The organism is Fontisphaera persica (assembly GCF_024832785.1).
Taxonomy (GTDB): domain Bacteria; phylum Verrucomicrobiota; class Verrucomicrobiia; order Limisphaerales; family Fontisphaeraceae; genus Fontisphaera; species Fontisphaera persica.
This window is the reverse complement of record NZ_CP116615.1, coordinates 2,369,987-2,386,484: the sequence shown is the minus strand read 5'-3', so window position 1 is coordinate 2,386,484 and position 16,498 is coordinate 2,369,987. Positions and strand designations below refer to the sequence as shown.

Below are 16,498 nucleotides of genomic sequence, written 5' to 3'. Positions count from 1 at the left end.
GCATTATTTTTGAAAACGGATGGCAGCGGACTGGCCGTGGGCGTCGAGGCCCTCGAGCTGGGCGAAGGTTTGGATGACGGGCAGGGAGCGCTTCAACGCGGCGCGGTCATAAGTGACCACGCTGGTTCGGCGCTGGAACATGTCCACGGTGAGACCGGGGAACGAGGCGCCCGCGCCGCCGGTGGGCAGGGTGTGGCTGGGGCCGGCCACGTAATCGCCCAGCACAGTCGGGGACCACGGCCCGATGAAAATGGCGCCGGCGGTGTAAATTTTTTCCACCACCCGCGCCGGCTGGCGGATGTGCAACTCGAGATGTTCGGGGGCGAGGGCGTTGACGAGTTCGATGCCTTCCGCTAAATCGCGCAGTTGGATGAGCCAGCCATTGTGGCGCAGCGCCGTTTCAATCATGGCGCGCCGCGCGAGCTTGGGCAGTTGGTGCTGCATTTCTTTCTCCACCGCCTTGAGCAGCTTGGCCGAAGGGGTGAGAAGCCAGACGCGTTCATGTCCGGAGCCATGTTCTGCCTGGGCCAGCAAATCCGCGGCCACAAAGCGCGGATTGGCGGAGTCATCGGCCAGGACGAGCACTTCACTGGGACCGGGGAGGAGGTCAATGGCCACGTGCCCCACGAGCAGGCGTTTGGCGGCCACGACGTAGGCGTTGCCGGGGCCGAAGATTTTTTGCACGCGCGCGATGGTTTCGGTGCCCAGCGCCAGCGCGGCGATGGCCTGGGCGCCGCCCACTTTGTAAATCTCCGTGGCGCCGGCGGTCATGGCGGCATAGAGCAGGGCAGGGTTGACGCTGCCGTCCTTGCCGGGAGGGGTGCAAACGACAATTTGCGGGCAACCGGCCACGCGGGCCAGGGTGATGGTCATCAAGGCGGTGGAAACCAGCGGCGCCGTGCCGCCGGGGATGTAAATGCCCACACGCTGATAAGGGTCAAATTTTTCGCCCACCTGTCCGCCTTCCGCGTTGCGGGCGGACCAGTTTTTGCGGCGGGAGCGCCGGGCAAAAGCGGCCACGTTGCGGTCGGTGGCGGCCACCGCTTGGCGCAGGGCCTCGTCGGCGGTCAGGGCGGCGTTCATCCGCTCGGCCTGGGTGACGGCCCATTGGGCAGGCGCCAGTTTGACGCCATCGAAGCGTTCGGTGAATTCGGCGATGGCGGCGTCGCGGCGTTCGGCCACGGCTTGAATGATGGCCCGCGTGCGCTCTTCGATTTGCGCTTCAAACAGGGGCGCAGCGGCCAGGAGCTGGTTTTTGCGTTCGGCGTAATCAGCGTCCGTGTGACGTAACACGTTCATAAGCGGGGTGAACGCTAAGGGAAAGCGGGGCAAAACACAAGGGGAGGTTGGCGTCAGGCGGGCGGGCGTGGGCGGGGCGGTCATGGGCGGTGGTGGGTCAAGCGAGAGTGGCTTGAGTTGGGGTGGGGAGTGTGGCAGGATGGGGTGCAATCCCTGAGGCACGCGGCGGGGGTGGGAGTTTTGGATTGGGGCAGACGGGCTGGCGTTAAGTTTGTTAATGCAAAGAATTAGTAAAAATAAAAAGTTAACAAATTATGGGCAAGTCGCTTGCGGTCAGCTAATTCTGGGCTAATTCAAGGCGTATTCATTGAAAACATTGAATTTGCTAATGATGGCAAAAGTGTAAGAAAGGCGAACTGGCAACCATGTCGGATGTATTTCCCAAGTGGACCAACCGGCTGCCGATTTACGCCCTCATGTCTCTTTTATTGTTTGGGGGTGGGGCGGTGGCGGCTTTGTGGTATTATTTCACGCCCAAGTACACCCGCGTGGGGTACACGCCCATCCAGCCAGTGGCTTTTTCGCACGCCACGCATGTAGGGCAGTTGGGGATGGATTGCCGTTATTGTCACAGCGGGGTGGAGAAATCGTGGTATTCCAACATTCCCGCGGCGGCCACCTGCATGAACTGCCACAACCAGGTGTTGAAGGATGACCCGCGGCTGGCGTTGGTGCGGGAGAGCGCGCAGACGGGGCGGCCGATTCCATGGGTGCAGGTGCACAAACTGCCGGATTATGTCTATTTCAACCACGCGGTGCATGTGAATCGCGGGATTAGCTGTTTGAGCTGTCACGGCAACATTCATCAAATGGAAGAGGTGCGGCATGCCCAGCCATTGAGCATGGCGTTTTGCCTGGACTGTCACCGGCAGCCGGAGCCGAATTTGCGGCCGCTGGACAAGGTGACGGATCTGGCCTGGGATCCGCATCAGCACCTGCCCAAGGATTGGGCGCAGAAAGCGGTGCGTGACTGGCAAGTCAATCCTTCCCAACATTGCTCCGCCTGCCACCGATGAAGACGATTCCCCCTCCTTGTCCTGAACCCGAGACCGGCCCGAAGTACTGGCGCAGCCTGGACGAGCTGGCCGAGCGCCCTGAATTTCGCGAGTGGGTTGAGCGTGAGTTTCCGGCGGGCGCCAGCGAGCTGACGGACCCGCTGACGCGCCGACATTTTGTGAAAATCATGTCCGCCTCGTTTTTGCTGGCGGGGCTGGGCATGACGGGCTGCCGGCGGCCGGAGGAAAAAATCATGCCGTTTGGCAAACAGCCGGAGAACTATGTGCACGGCGTGCCGGTGTATTATGCGACGGCGTATCCCACGCGGGGCAGCGCGATTCCGCTGGTGGTCAAGAGCCATGACGGGCGGCCCACCAAGATTGAGGGCAACGCGCTGCATCCGGACAGCAACGGGGCCACGGATCCATTTGCGCAAGCGTCGCTGCTGAATTTGTATGACCCGGACCGGGCCATGCGCTTTTTGGAGCGGGGCCAGGTGCGCTCGCGGGAGCAGGCGCTGGACATGCTGGCGGCAGCCAGCCGGGAGGCGGCGCAGAAGCAGGGGGAGGGCTGGTGCTTTTTGATGGAGCGGAGCAGCTCGCCTTCGCGGCGGCGGTTGCAGGAGGCCCTGCGGCAGCGTCTGCCCAGGGCGCGCTGGTTTGTGCATGAGGCGGTGGATTTTGACATTCACCGGCAGGCCGCCACGCTGGCCTTTGGGCAGCCGGTGCGGCCCTACTTCAAGTTTGATGCGGCACGGGTGATAGTGTCGCTGGATGCGGATTTTCTGGGCGCAGAGGAGGATGCTTACCTGCATGTGCGGCGGTTTGCCCGCGGGCGGCGCGTGCGCAAGCCGGGGGATGTGATGAACCGGCTGTACGTGGTGGAGCCGTTGTTATCGCTCACGGGGGCGAATGCAGACCATCGTTTGCGGCTGCCGGCGTCACAGGTGCAGGCCTTTGCGGCGGCGCTGGCTCTGGCGGTGTTGCAGCAAACGGGGCGTTTCAGCGAGCTGGTGGACGTGCTCAAACCTCTGGCGCAGCCGGTGGCCGCGCACGCCAAATGGGTGGAAGAATGCGCCCGGGACCTGGTGAGCCAGGGCAAAAATGGGCTGGTCATGGCGGGTTATCGGCAGCCCGTGGTGGTGCATCTGCTGGCGCATCTGGTCAATGCCGCGCTCAACAACTTGAACCAAACGGTGGTGCTGCTGCCGGCTGAAGCGCCAATTGAAGGGCCGCTGGCCGATTTGGCGGCGGCCTTGAAAGCGGGGCAGGTGGACACGCTGGTGGTGCTGGGGGGCAACCCCGCCTATACGGCGCCTGCGGCATTGAACTGGGCGGCGGCGCAGCGGCAGGCGCGGCGGGTGATTCGGCTGGGGTATTACGAGGATGAAACCAGCGTGAACTGCGACTGGCATCTGCCGCAGTTGCACTACCTGGAGAGCTGGGGGGATGCGCGGACGGCGGACGGCACGCTGGTGCCGGTGCAACCGTTGATTGAGCCGCTTTTCGGCGGAATAACCGAGCTGGAGGTGCTGGCGCGGCTGGCGGGGCTGGAGACGACGCGGCCATACGACATTGTCCGTGAGACCTATTTTGCGTTGCATGGCCGCCAGGAGGAGGCGTGGAAGAAGTTTTTGCACGATGGCTTCCAGGCGGGCACGGCCGCGGCGCCGGTGAGCGGCCAGTTGCGGGTCAACGCTGTGCAACAGGCGGTGGCCTCGGCGCGGTCGGCCGCCGGGCCGTCGGCGCAGAGTCTGGAGCTGGTGTTTCAGCGCAGTTACAGCCTGGATGACGGGCGCTTCAACAACAACGGCTGGCTGCAGGAAACGCCGGACCCCATCACCAAGTTGACGTGGGACAATGCAATTCTCATGAGTCCGGCCACAGCCCGGGCGTTGGGGGTGGATGAATTTGATGAAAAGGCGCGCGGGCCGAAGGCAGAAAAGGGCTTGTTTTACAATCAGGTGGTGGAGGTCACCCTCAACGGGGCCAAAGTTAGCGGGCCGGTCTGGATACAGCCGGGGATGGCGGATTTTGTGCTGGGGCTGCCGCTGGGTTATGGGCGAGAGAAGACCGGGCGGATTGGGCGGCTGGCAGATGGGACGCCGGCGGGTTTCAACGCTTATCAGGTTAAAGGCAGCGAGGCTCATTTTGCGGGTGGGGCGCAGGTGCGGGTGTTGCCCGGAGTGACCCGGCAACTGGCCAGCACGCAGGAACACGGGGCCATGGAGGGACGGCCGCTGGTGCGCGAAATCAACAAGGCGCAGTTTGACCAGCATCCGCAGTTTGCGAAGCACATGGATTTAGATGCGCCCTCACACACGGCGCATATTCCGCGGGACGCCAGCGGGCAGCCGCGGCCGATTTATCCGCGGCCGCCGCTGACGGGGATGCATCAATGGGGGATGGTGGTGGATTTGACGGCGTGCGTGGGGTGCACGGCCTGCATGGTGGCCTGCCAGAGCGAGAACAACATCCCGATTGTGGGCAAGGAGCAGGTGACCAAGGGGCGCGAAATGAGCTGGCTGCGGCTGGATCGTTATTATGCGGGGAGCGTGGACAATCCGCAGGTGGCCTACCAGCCGGTGATGTGCCTGCATTGTGAGAATGCGCCTTGCGAGAATGTGTGCCCGGTGAACGCCACGGTGCACAATGACGAGGGGCTGAACCTGATGACCTACAACCGGTGTGTGGGCACACGGTATTGCAGCAACAACTGCCCCTACAAGGTCCGGCGTTTCAACTTTTTCGATTACAACCGCCGGCCCAAGGATGATTTGTATCGCAGCCCGTTCAGCCGGAATCGCGAGGGACAGTGGGAGCTGGCGCGGTGGTTCAAGGACCCGGACCGCGGGACGGTGCCGGCGGACGAATGGGATTTGTTGAAGCTGGCGCGCAATCCGGAGGTCACGGTGCGGATGCGCGGCGTGATGGAGAAGTGCACCTATTGCATTCAGCGCATTGAGCAGGCCAAAATCGCGCAGAAGGTCAAGGCGCGCGCCTCGGGGGAGGTGCGGTTGCGCGAGAGTGAGGGCACGATTCCCAAGACCGCCTGCCAGCAGGCGTGTCCGGCGGAGGCGATTGTCTTTGGTGATGTGTCGGATCCGGAGAGCGCGGTGTCGCAATTACGCAAACTGGACCACAATTATAGCATGTTAGGTTACCTGGATACCCGCCCGCGTACCACGTATCTGGCGCGGGTGCGCAATCCCAACGAACGTATGCCTGATTTCAATCCCGAACAGCCGCATCCGGCGGCGCTCCAGGAGTACATCCAACGGCACGGCTCGCCGTTGGAGAAGCACGGCGCGGCCGCCGGGAAAGGAGGTCACTAATGGCCCAGGTGAGTTCAACGACGGCTCTGAATCCGGCGGCCACGGTGCGGGTGGAGGCGCCGCCGCCTGAACTGCAGCGGGAGCCCTTGGTGCTGAACAACCGCTCGCTGGGCTGGATCACCGATCATATTGCGGGGGTGGCGGAGGGCAAAACGCCGCGGTGGTGGTGGGTGGCGTTTGGCATCAGCGCGTCCGTGATGGTGCTGTGTTTTGTGATGCTGGCGTACCTGATCAGCACCGGCATTGGCGTGTGGGGATTGAATCATCCGGTGGCCTGGGCGTGGGACATCACCAATTTCGTGTTCTGGATTGGCATTGGCCATGCGGGCACGCTGATTTCGGCCATTTTGTTTTTGCTGCGGCAACGCTGGCGCACCAGCATCAACCGCGCCGCGGAGGCGATGACCATTTTCGCCGTGATGTGCGCCGGCATATTCCCGCTGGTGCACACCGGGAGGCCGTGGCTGGCGTGGTGGCTCCTGCCGATTCCCACCTCCAACAACATCTGGCCGCAATTCCGCTCGCCGCTGGAATGGGACGTGTTTGCGGTGTCCACGTATTTTACGGTTTCGGTGCTGTTCTGGTACATGGGGTTGATTCCGGACCTGGCGGTGATGCGGGACCGGGCAAAGACGAAATTGCGGCAGATTTTGTATGGCTTGTTTGCGCTGGGCTGGCGCGGCTCCAACCGGCACTGGAGCCATTACGAGAAGGCTTACCTGCTCTTGGCGGGGCTGTCCACGCCGCTGGTGTTGTCGGTGCACTCGATTGTGTCGTTTGACTTCGCGGTGTCGCAGTTGCCGGGATGGCACACGACCATCTTCCCGCCGTACTTTGTGGCGGGCGCCATTTTCAGCGGCTTTGGGATGGTGTTGACGCTGCTGGTGCCGCTGCGTTCGGTGTGTCACCTGGAGGACATCATCACCAAGCGGCACGTGGATTTGATGTGCAAGGTGGTGCTGGCGACCGGCTCCATCGTGGGCTACGCCTACGGGATGGAGTTTTTCATCGCGTGGTACGGGGGCAACCCGTATGAGCTGGACGCGTTCAAGTTCCGGGCGTTCGGGCCGTACTGGTGGGCGTACTGGATCATGATCACCTGCAACGTGATTTCGCCGCAGTTGTTCTGGTTCAAGCGCATCCGGCAAAACATGTGGGCAGTGTTCATCATTTCGATTGTGGTGAACATTGGCATGTGGTTTGAGCGGTTTGTGATTATTGCCACCACGTTGGCGCGGGAGTTCATGCCGTCCAACTGGGGCTATTTCATTCCGACGTGGGTGGACATCCTGACGTTTGTGGGGACGTTCGGGCTGTTCCTGACCTTGTTCCTGTTGTTTATGCGATTCCTGCCGATGATTGCCATCAGTGAGGTCAAGGGCATTACGCCGCAGGCAGACCCGCATCATCCGCTGGGCGGGGCCCGGGAAGGAGGGCATCACGCATGAGCGAGCCGCGACAGGTGTACGGCATTCTGGCCGAGTTTGAGACGCCGGCGGCGGTGCTGCGCGCCGCGGAGGCGATTCGCGACGCCGGTTTCCGGCGCTGGGACGTGTTCACGCCGTTTCCGGTGCACGGGATGGACCGGGCCATGGGGTTGAAGAACTCGCCGGTGGGCTGGTTCACGTTCCTTGGCGGGGCCACGGGGTTTGCGCTGGGACAGTTGATGATCTGGTGGATGAATGCGGTGGATTATCCCATCCTGGTGGGCGGCAAGCCCTACTACAGTCCGTTGTCCTCGTTTCCGCCCAGTTATGAGCTGACGATTTTGCTGGGGGCGTTTGGCTCGCTGTTCGGGATGTTGTTTTTGAACCGCCTGCCGCGGTTGCATCATCCGTTGTTGAAGAACCGGCGCTTCAAGCAGGCCACGCACGACAAGTTTTACGTGGTCATCGAAACGGATGACCCGAAGTATTCGGAGACGGAAACGCGCCAGATGCTGGAGCGCCTGGGGAGCCGTCACATCGAGGTGGTGGAGGAATAACCATGCGATACATCCTGCTAACCTTTGTGGCGGTGGTGGCGGCGGTGGTGGCCATTGCGGGATTCCGCGGCAGCACCTCGCGACGGCCGCCCATTGAAATATTTGCAGACATGGTGCGGCAGCCCAAGCAGCGGCCGCAGTTCCAGAGTGAATTTTTTGCGGACCAGCGGGGCAGCCGACCGCGGCCGGCGGGCACCATTGCGCGCGGCGAGCCGTATGCGGAGACGCCCTGGAACACCGGCCGGGTGCCAGGCACGACCAATTTTGTGGAGGCGCTGCCGGCGGCGGTGACCCACACGATGCTGGCGCGGGGGCAGGAGCGCTTCCTCATTCACTGCGCCCCGTGTCATGGGGCGCAGGCGGACGGCAACGGGATTACCAAAAAAATCGGGGCCATGGGCGTGGTGGCCAATTTGCATGACAAGCGAATTGTGGAGCTGCCCGATGGCGAGCTGTTTTACACCATCAGTTACGGCAAAAACCTGATGAGCGGTTACGCGGCGCAGATAGGCATAGACGACCGGTGGGCCATCGTGGCGTATCTGCGCGCCCTGCAACTAAGCCGGCTGGGCACGGTGGATGACGTGCCGCCGGAATGGCGGGCCAAATTGAAGTAAGCGAAACCTGTTTCTCGAAACATGAGCACGAGTTCACATTTGCCAACGCCCGCCGCGAAGCTGGACCTGGGCCGATGGGGCCGGGTGCCGGCGGTGCTGGCGGTCGCGGGCGGGCTGTTGTGTCTGGCGGGCGCGGTGTGGTGGCCGAAGCAGTTTGGGTATTCGTACCTGACGGCCTTCATGTTTTTTCTGAGCCTGAGCCTGGGGGCGTTGTTTCTGGTGATCATGCATCACCTGTTTGATTCGCAATGGATGGTGCCGTTGCGGCGGGTGTGGGAGCACCTGGCCTGGCTGTTTCCGGTGCTGGGTCTGTTATTTGTGCCGATTGCGCTGAATGCGCTCTTGGCGAGTCCCGAGCATTACATCTACCGCTGGATGGCGCTGGACCCGCACGCGGACCATGCGCTGCACGTCAAGCACGTGTTGTTCAACAAGCCGGTCTGGCTGGCGGTGTCGGCGGGCTTGTTTCTGTTGTGGTCGCTGCTGGCGTGGCAGTTGCGGCGGCATTCCCTGCGGCAGGATGAAACGGGCGCGGCGGCTGAAACCTTTGCCATGCGGCGTTGGTCGGCGGCGGGGATTTTTCTGTTTGCGATCAGCCTGACGCTGGGGGCGATTTTCTGGATGAAGTCGCTCCAGCATCAGTGGTTCTCCACGATGTACGGCGTGTATTACTTTGCGGGCAGCGTGTGGGTGACGCTGGCCACGACGTATTTGCTGGCCTTGAAGCTGAAACAGGCCGGGCCGTTGCAGGCGGTGGTGCAGACCAAGACCTTCCACGACACCGGCGTGCTGTTTTTTGCATTCACGGTTTTTTATGCGTACATCGCGTTTTCGCAGTACTTCCTGATTTGGAACGCGGCCATCCCGGAAGAAACCTTCTGGTACGTGCAGCGCGAACAGGGGACGTGGTGGGATTTGGGATTAATCATCCTGTTTGGCCACTTTTTCCTGCCGTTTCTGGCGCTGCTGCGGATTGATGCCAAGCTGTCGCTGCAGGTGATGGTGCCGATGTGTGTGTGGGCGTGGCTGATGCATTACGCCGACATGACCTTCAACATCAAGCCGGTGTTAAATCCGGACGGTTTGCGGGTGCACTGGCTGGATGTGGCGGCGTTGGCGTTCATGGCCGGGGTGCTGGGCATGGTGTTCCTGCGGTATTTTCAGGCGCATCCACCCTATCCGCAGCGGGACCCGCGCATCGCCGAGACGATGGGGGTGTATGTGCCGCCGGCGCAGGCGGCACCCGGACCAGCCAAATGAAAGGAGGCGTCCAGATGAGCGAAACCGTATCCCCAATTTCCCGCCGGCGCTGGGCCAATGCCGCCGCGGTGGTGACGGCTTTGGCGACCATTCTGTTGCTGGTGGGGCTGATGATTCATTACACCCGCCCGCCGGATTTGAACGCCCGGCGCGCGGAAGAACGGGCGAAGGCGCTGGCGGAGCTGAACGCGGCGAATCATGAGGCGCTGGAGAATTATGGGTGGGTGGACCAGACCAAAGGGGTGGTGCGCCTGCCCGTGACGCGGGCGATGGAAATGGTGGCGCGGGAGTGGTCCGACCCCGCGCTGGGGCGCAAGCAACTGTTGCAGCGGCTGGAGAAGGCTTCCGCCAAGCCCCCGCCGCCGGTGAACCCCTACGAGTAATGCGCGACGGCCCGGCATGAATATGAGTGTTGCACCTTCAGCCTCCCCGTCCCCCCGGAGCGCCGCGGAAGTGGATGCGGTGTCGCGCTGGCCGGTGTTGTGGCTGCTGGCCAAGGCGGCGGGCTGGCTGGCGCTGGGCTTGGTTCTCATGGCATGGGCCTGGGGACAGTTGCTCTTTCCCGGGGCCTTGGGGACGTCCGCCTGGAACTCTTATGGCCGATTGTGGCCCGCGGCGCAGCATGTGTTGTTTTACGGATTTGCCACCCAGGCTGGGTTGGCGCTGGGATTATGGATGCTCGCACGGCTCGGAGGTGTGGGCTTGCAACAGCGCTGGCTGACGTGCCTGGGGGGAGCGCTGTGGAACTTGGGCGTGATATTGGGGACGGTGGGCATTTTGGCGGGGGATGCGACGGGCTATCCGTTGTGGGGCGCGCCGATTTATGGGAGCGGGGTCATGTGGGCGGGACTGGCGGCGCTGGGGGTGAGCGCGTGGTTCACCTTGCAGCAACGGGCGCGGCCGGCGGTGTATCCCGCGCAATGGTGGGCCATGGCGGGGGTCTTTTGGTTGTTCTGGCTGATGACCGTCGGGCTGGTGTTGCTGCATTGCGCGCCGCCGCGCGGGGTGATGCAAGTGGTGGCCGGCACGTGGCTGGCCAATAATCTCCTGGTGCTCTGGCTTTCCGCGGCGGGGCTGGCGGCGGTGTTTTATTTCGTGCCGCGTTACAGCGGGCGGCCCCTGCATAGCGTGGCGATGAGTAAGACGGTTTTCTGGGTGGTGGCGGTCTTTGGCACGGCTGGCGGATTTCATTTTGGGCTGCCGGTGCCGCGCTGGCTGCCGGCGGTGAGCGCGGTGGCTGACCTGCTCATGTTGGTGGCCGCCCTGGCGCTGGCGTTGAATCTGCATCAGACCCTGGGCGGCCAATATCGGGGTTTGTGGCGGCAGCCGGGGCTGGGGTTGAGTTTGTTTGGGGCGTTGATGTGGGTGGTGGCGGTGGTGTGGCAGGCGGCGGTATCGCGGCCAGCCCTGCAGGAGGTGGTGAATCTGACTTTTCTGACCGCGGCGCGGCCCACGTTATGGATGCTGGGTTTTGCGTTGCCGGTTTTGGCGGGCGGGTTCATGTATGTGGTCCCCCGGCTGGCCTGCGGAGGTGAAGCGTGCACCTGCACCTTGAGCCGCGGCATGGCCGGATGCCTGATGGCTGGCGCGGTGTTGTGGGCCCTCGGGTTGCTGTGGGCTGGCAACGCTCAGGCTGGCGTCCTGGCCGATTGGCGGCAGCCATTCATGACCGCAGTCACGGCGGCGCTGCCGGGTTTGAAACTGGCCGGGCTGGGGTTGTTAATCATGACGGTGGGCGGGACGGCGCTGGCCGGGGCGGTAATCTATCAGGGGTCACGGGCCATGTTTCAAGCGGTGCGCACGAGCTGCTGTCCGGCACCCACATCACCAGCGCGGGAGGTGGCGGCATGAATCACGGGGCGCTGATTTTCTTGAGTGCGTTTCTGACGCTGGCGCTGTCCTGGGCCGGGCTGGTGATGACGCCGCAGTTGCAGTTGGGCCGATTGGAGCCGGTGCCCCAGCCGGCCCCACAACCGGATTATCCCACAGGGCGGCCGGGGTTGGCACAGCAAGGGCTGCAGGTCTATCGGTCACTGGGTTGCGCCGAGTGCCACACGCAGCAGGTGCGCCCGGAAGGTGACCTTGAGCGCGGCTGGGGGGTGCGGCGGACGGTGGCGCAGGATTTCCTGGCGGACCGGCCGGTGCTGGTGGGCAACCTGCGGATGGGGCCGGACCTGGCCAACCTGGCGATGCGCGAGCCGGCGCGATTTGCGGTACCATGGAAATTTTTAACCGACTCCAATCACGTGGAGGAATTGGAGCGGCGGTTGTACCTGCACTTATACAATCCACGGCAGTTGGCGCCTGCTTCGGTCATGCCTGCTTATGCCTTTTTGTTTGAGCGGCGGCCCCTGCGCCCTGGTCAGGAGGCGGACCCGCTGGCGTTGCAAGTGAATCAGCCAGGACCGGGACGCTGGCTTGAGCAAATCGTACCCGGCCCGCGTGCCCGGGCGTTGATGGCTTACTTGCTGAGCTTGCGGGCGGATGCCCCGGTATTTGAGGCGCCGCTGCCGGGCGCGGCTGAGGCGGCTGCAGCCGCCGGGAAAACCAACCAGGTCAACCAGGCGGGAGGCACGAATGCCGTGCCGCCGTCCGCCGTCAACTCTTCCACGCCATGAGCGCGCCCTCTCCCATGGAGCTTCGCCCCCTGCCTGAGGACGCCGAGCCACAGGCCGGGACCGCCCCCACGCCGATGTGGCTGGTGGGCTTGCTGGGCATTTTGTTTTACGTGGCCACCATGAGCCTGGACCGGCAGGCGGGCGGTTTCAACCCCCGGGTGTACACGCCCTATGCGTCCCTGCAGAAGGTGGAGGAGGCGAATCCCAAACCCGCCACGGACCCCTTGTTTGAAAAGGGACGCGGCATTTATTTGACGTACTGTGCTTCCTGCCATCAGGCCGATGGTTTGGGCAGCCCCATTCAGGCGCCGCCGCTGGCGGGGTCGGATTGGGTGCTGGCTGAACATCCTAACCGCATCATCCGGATTGTGCTGAATGGGATGGCCGGACCCATCACGGTCAGTGGCAAGGCGTACACGTTTAACAACGTCATGTTGCCCTGGAAGGATACTTTGAATGACGAGCAGATTGCGGCGGTTCTCACCTACATCCGCATGAACAAGGCATGGGGCAACCAGGCGTCGCCGGTGCGGCCGGAGCAGGTGGCTCCCATCCGCAAAGCCACCGCGGGGCGGGACACCAATTGGACGCAGGAGGAACTGTTAAAGATTGCCCTCGGGGAGGAATAAAAAGGTTCCGCGCGCTTTCGTTGGACGCGGCAGAGGGGGCTGCCAGAAGGCCGTTGGCACGCGGGCGGGTTGATGGGCGCAAGAGGACGGCGGCGACGGTCCAGGGTGCAAGGATTGCTTTACAGTGCCCGGGGGCTTCACTAAGCTCGGCGCATGGCTTCCAAATTGGATCCATCCGAATTTGTGGATTTGGACTATCAAGACGGACGCCGCTCCCCGGCCCCAGGTGAGGCGACGGCCTCGACTTCCGGGGCAGGCCGCGCCCCGACGCGCGAGGAAGTGGAGTCGCAGGTGGCCGAGGTGCAGGCGGAGCTGGCGCGGCTGCGCCAGGCGCAGGAGCAACTCGAGCGGGAGCGGGCCGCCCTGGAGGAGACACGCCGGCGTCAGGCGGAGTGGAAGACTGGCCGCGAGGAAATGGTGCGGCACTTGACCCGCGGCCTGGGTTTGCTGGAGGAGGCGGAATTTTCCGCGCGGCAGGAGGCCGAGCAAATGGCGAAGGCCATTGCGGGATTGCGCGAGGCGTTGAACAAAATCCAGGCCATTCAGGAGGAGTCATGGACCGCGGAAAATTTCCAGAGTGAAATGACGCGCGCGTTGACCACGTTGGAGAATGCGCGCATGGAATGGAACAGCGCGCGGTTGAAGTTTCCCTTGCTGAATCCGCCGGCGCCGGAAAGCGCAGGGGGAGAATCAGCCGCGGCGGCATCTCAGCAGGGCCCGCCGGCATGGACCAGCCTGGATTTTTGGGCGTTGACGCGGGTGGGACTGGGGCTGACCTGGCCGCTGGTGCTGGCTTTATTATTGTTGATTACGACCTTGTTATTGCGTGGCAAGTGACGCATGGGCTGGCTTCGACGCAAATCAGACCCTTTGCAAACCCGCGAGCGCGACCTCAATATCCAAATCGCGGAATTGGAGGCGCGCATTCGCCGGTTGAGCGCCCAGTTGCCTGCGTCCCCGGCAGGCCCCGGGCCGGTCAACCCCGTGTCCCAGCGGGTGAGTCCAGCGAAGCCTGCGCCTGCCGCGCCGGTGGCGGAACGCGCCCCGGTTTCCCGTCCTGCACCTGCCGCCACGATGCCGCGCCCGGCCCCCAAACCACCGGCTGTGGTGCCCGAGTCGGCGGCGCATCCGGAGTTGTACAATGAATTGGGCGTGCGCAAGTTTGATCTGGTTGGATGGTGGCAGCGGTGGACTGCCTGGTGGCGGCCGCCACCGCCGAGCAATCCCCACCTGGTCAAATATCTGGCGTACGGGGGATTGCGCGAGCCGGTGGCATTGCGTTTTGAAAAGCGCGTGGCGCGCAACCGTTTTTTGCTGTTGGTAGGGGCATTTTTGGTGGTGTTGTGGATATTATTGTCGCTCTTGCGGCATAATCAGTAGGGCCGCCGCATGATGAGGCCGCCTGGCACCGGCGTTTGGGTTTTGGTTTTCTCTTCTTCGTGGGGAAAGTGGCTTGTCAGCTATGGGGAGGCGGGGTTGCGTGCGATTGAATTTCCCGGCGCCGATGCGCGTGAGGTTTCCTCCGCCGTGCCGGGATGCGTGGCCGATTGGCACCAGCTCACCTGCCGGGTGCTGCAAGCCATTTTGGAGGGCCGCTCCGTGCTTCAACGACCGCCGCTGGATTGGTCCGGCGCCACGGCTTTCCAGCGGGCGGTGTGGGAGGCGTTGTTGACGATTCCAACGGGCGAGGTGCGCACTTACGCAGACATTGCGCGCCAGATGGGCCGGCCCCGGGCAGCGCGGGCCGTGGGCGCGGCTTGCGGGGCCAATCCCCTGCCATTGATGGTGCCATGTCACCGCGTGGTGGCCGCCGGGGGGTGGTTGGGAGGTTTTTCCGCAGGTTTATCGTGGAAGGAAAAGCTGTTGAAATTAGAAGGACATAAAATTGCTCACTCCCGGCTGGTTTTATGGTAGGATAGGGTTGTGTTATGAAGAGGCCGTGGGCTGATATTGCTGCCGAGGCCCGGCAACGCACCGGTGAAGCTGCTGCCGGTGAGGAGGCGCGGACGCCGTTTTCCGTGCGGCAACTGGCGCGATTGCCGCGGCAGGCCATGGCGGTTTCGCTGCTGGGGGTGGATTACACGCATCTCAAGACGTCGGATGGCGGCGAGTTGTACCTGACGCGATACGGCCTGCCGTACTGGGAGCATTTATTGCCGGAGAACTGGTTTGGCAAGGAGTGGTTTGAGGCGAAACGGGAGCGGTTGGTGGGCACCAGCACGGTGTATCGCGTGCCCACCAAGCCGGTGGCCGGGGTTTCCGTCAATCTGGTCGTTAAATGGTCCCGCGTGGGTGAAGTGGTGCCCCTGGACACGCTGACGGTCAACAAATTCATCAATGCCGAGTTCAACAGTCCCTTTGAGGAGTTTGCGCTGGTGATGGAGATGCGGCGCGGGGAATATGGCCCGCCGCGGATTCGGATTCGCACGCAAAAACCCCTGGCCATTTACGTGCCCAGCGAGCGCTTGCAGCTCTGGCAGACGGGCCGGTCCCAGGACCGCATCGCGGCCAAGATTGCCCAATCGCCCGGCGTGGAAATAGACATCCTGCGCCAGTATGTGCTGCTGTATGGGTGGATTAAGGGGCTGGACCTGGTGGAGACGGCGAATTTGTTCCAATTAACCGGCGAGGCGCGGGAGGAGTTTCTGGCCTCGGTGACAAGCCTGGTCAACCATGAGCTGGAACACAAGGGCTACCGGATGGTGGACATGAAGCCGCAGCATATCATTGTGCGGCCGCAGCCGGATTTCACGCTGTTTCGGGACCGCAACCGGCAGGTGGTGTATGCGGTGGTGGATTATGAGTTGCTGGAGCGCACGCCGGAGCACGAGCAGGCGGTCGCCAACTTCAACCGCCAATATTATCTGGAGCACATGGCGCGGCGATTTGAAATCAACACCAGCAAACCGCTGCCGGCGCATTTGAAAGCCGTCAACATCCTGGGGGTGGATTATATCTACGGGAATGCGGAAAGCACCGGCGGCCGGCTCTGGGTGGTGGGCAAGGACCCGGATTTGTTCAATTATTTCCTGCCGGAACGCTGGCGGCGCACGCCCAAAAAGCGGTTGTCCAACCGGAGCGAAACCTACCTCACCCGCACCAAGGACAACATCAATCTGGTGTGGAAGGTTTCCCGGCTGGGCACCACGCCGCACGTGCCGGATGACAGCGTGCGTTCCCGGCGCATCGTACAGCATGGTTTCAACAGCCCCTTTGAAGAGTTTGCGTGCGCCCTGGGTTTGAGCGCGGCCGGGGCGCGGACGGTGTATCCGCGGGCCATTTACATGACCGGCAGCCGGAATGACCACTTGCGGCAAATCACCGATCCCAGCCGATACCAGCGATTTGCCAGCGTGCGCATGCCAGATGGGGAGCCTTTGTTGCAGCCGGGGCATGATTATATTTCGATTTGGGGATTCTGGAATGGCCCGGATGTGCTGCTGGCCATCAGTGATGGGAGTTATTTCCGGGGCATCAATGTACGCGAGGCATACGCGCAGGGTTTGATCACCGCGGAGGAAATGGAGGACCTGATGGAGCGCGCCCGCCGGCGTTTTGAGCGGTGCGGCTATGAAGACCTGAATTTGGAGCCGGAGCATCTGTTGATTTCCTTTGACCCGGAGAACCGCCTGGTGCGGGACACCCTGGGCAAGCCTGAACTGCGCTTGTGCAATTTTGAGCTGGTCCGTCCGGTGACTGCGGGCGGCCCGGATGCCGCTTTGGGCTGATGCATTTTTTGTTTGCCAGCGCCCGGATTTGAG

15 protein-coding genes are annotated in these 16,498 nt (G+C 62.9%); 14 read left to right on the top strand and 1 reads right to left on the bottom strand.

The genetic code is table 11. From position 1 onward, the window contains the following. Positions 1 to 3: 3 nt before the first annotated feature. Positions 4 to 1,299, bottom strand: a complete 1,296-nt coding sequence (gene hisD / locus NXS98_RS08800) for a histidinol dehydrogenase (RefSeq protein ID WP_283844591.1) — start codon at positions 1,297 to 1,299, stop codon at positions 4 to 6. Between the two features lie 365 nt (positions 1,300 to 1,664). Between hisD and NXS98_RS08795 the strand changes: the two genes are divergently transcribed. The 14 genes from NXS98_RS08795 (at position 1,665) to NXS98_RS08730 (ending at position 16,465) form a co-directional block, all read left to right on the top strand. Continuing rightward, positions 1,665 to 2,315, top strand: a complete 651-nt coding sequence (locus NXS98_RS08795; RefSeq protein ID WP_283844590.1) for a cytochrome c3 family protein — start codon at positions 1,665 to 1,667, stop codon at positions 2,313 to 2,315. Next, positions 2,312 to 5,629 (top strand): TAT-variant-translocated molybdopterin oxidoreductase, encoded by a 3,318-nt coding sequence (locus NXS98_RS08790; protein WP_283844589.1) that lies wholly within the window; start codon positions 2,312 to 2,314, stop codon positions 5,627 to 5,629. The genes NXS98_RS08795 and NXS98_RS08790 overlap by 4 nt, the downstream gene beginning before the upstream one ends. Beyond that, positions 5,629 to 7,077 (top strand): NrfD/PsrC family molybdoenzyme membrane anchor subunit, encoded by a 1,449-nt coding sequence (nrfD, locus tag NXS98_RS08785; RefSeq protein ID WP_283844588.1) that lies wholly within the window; start codon positions 5,629 to 5,631, stop codon positions 7,075 to 7,077. The genes NXS98_RS08790 and nrfD overlap by 1 nt, the downstream gene beginning before the upstream one ends. After that, positions 7,074 to 7,613 (top strand): DUF3341 domain-containing protein, encoded by a 540-nt coding sequence (locus tag NXS98_RS08780; protein WP_283844587.1) that lies wholly within the window; start codon positions 7,074 to 7,076, stop codon positions 7,611 to 7,613. The genes nrfD and NXS98_RS08780 overlap by 4 nt, the downstream gene beginning before the upstream one ends. Before the next feature lie 2 nt (positions 7,614 to 7,615). Further along, complete coding sequence (locus NXS98_RS08775; protein WP_283844586.1) at positions 7,616 to 8,230, top strand: c-type cytochrome; 615 nt, start codon at positions 7,616 to 7,618, stop codon at positions 8,228 to 8,230. 21 nt (positions 8,231 to 8,251) lie between these two features. Next, entirely contained in the window at positions 8,252 to 9,490 is a 1,239-nt protein-coding gene (locus NXS98_RS08770) for a hypothetical protein (protein ID WP_283844585.1), read from the top strand. Positions 9,491 to 9,504: 14 nt separating this feature from the next. After that, positions 9,505 to 9,873: a hypothetical protein gene (locus tag NXS98_RS08765; RefSeq protein WP_283844584.1), complete on the top strand. Its 369-nt coding sequence runs from the start codon at positions 9,505 to 9,507 to the stop codon at positions 9,871 to 9,873. Between the two features lie 22 nt (positions 9,874 to 9,895). Then, complete coding sequence (locus NXS98_RS08760; protein WP_283844583.1) at positions 9,896 to 11,341, top strand: cbb3-type cytochrome c oxidase subunit I; 1,446 nt, start codon at positions 9,896 to 9,898, stop codon at positions 11,339 to 11,341. A gap of 20 nt (positions 11,342 to 11,361) precedes the next feature. Continuing rightward, on the top strand, positions 11,362 to 12,108 hold the full coding sequence (locus NXS98_RS08755; RefSeq protein WP_283844582.1) for a cbb3-type cytochrome c oxidase subunit II: 747 nt from the start codon (positions 11,362 to 11,364) through the stop codon (positions 12,106 to 12,108). Beyond that, the gene (locus NXS98_RS08750) at positions 12,105 to 12,737 is read left to right on the top strand and encodes a c-type cytochrome (protein ID WP_283844581.1); all 633 of its coding nucleotides are present in this window, start codon (positions 12,105 to 12,107) and stop codon (positions 12,735 to 12,737) included. Before NXS98_RS08755 ends, NXS98_RS08750 begins: the two co-directional genes overlap by 4 nt. A 153-nt stretch (positions 12,738 to 12,890) precedes the next feature. Continuing rightward, positions 12,891 to 13,574, top strand: coding sequence for a hypothetical protein (locus tag NXS98_RS08745; RefSeq protein WP_283844580.1), 684 nt, complete (start codon positions 12,891 to 12,893; stop codon positions 13,572 to 13,574). Positions 13,575 to 13,577: 3 nt separating this feature from the next. Then, positions 13,578 to 14,117 (top strand): hypothetical protein, encoded by a 540-nt coding sequence (locus tag NXS98_RS08740; RefSeq protein WP_283844579.1) that lies wholly within the window; start codon positions 13,578 to 13,580, stop codon positions 14,115 to 14,117. Positions 14,118 to 14,126: 9 nt separating this feature from the next. Beyond that, positions 14,127 to 14,651: a methylated-DNA--[protein]-cysteine S-methyltransferase gene (locus NXS98_RS08735; RefSeq protein WP_283844578.1), complete on the top strand. Its 525-nt coding sequence runs from the start codon at positions 14,127 to 14,129 to the stop codon at positions 14,649 to 14,651. A gap of 14 nt (positions 14,652 to 14,665) precedes the next feature. Continuing rightward, positions 14,666 to 16,465 (top strand): hypothetical protein, encoded by a 1,800-nt coding sequence (locus NXS98_RS08730; RefSeq protein ID WP_283844577.1) that lies wholly within the window; start codon positions 14,666 to 14,668, stop codon positions 16,463 to 16,465. Positions 16,466 to 16,498 lie beyond the last annotated feature (33 nt).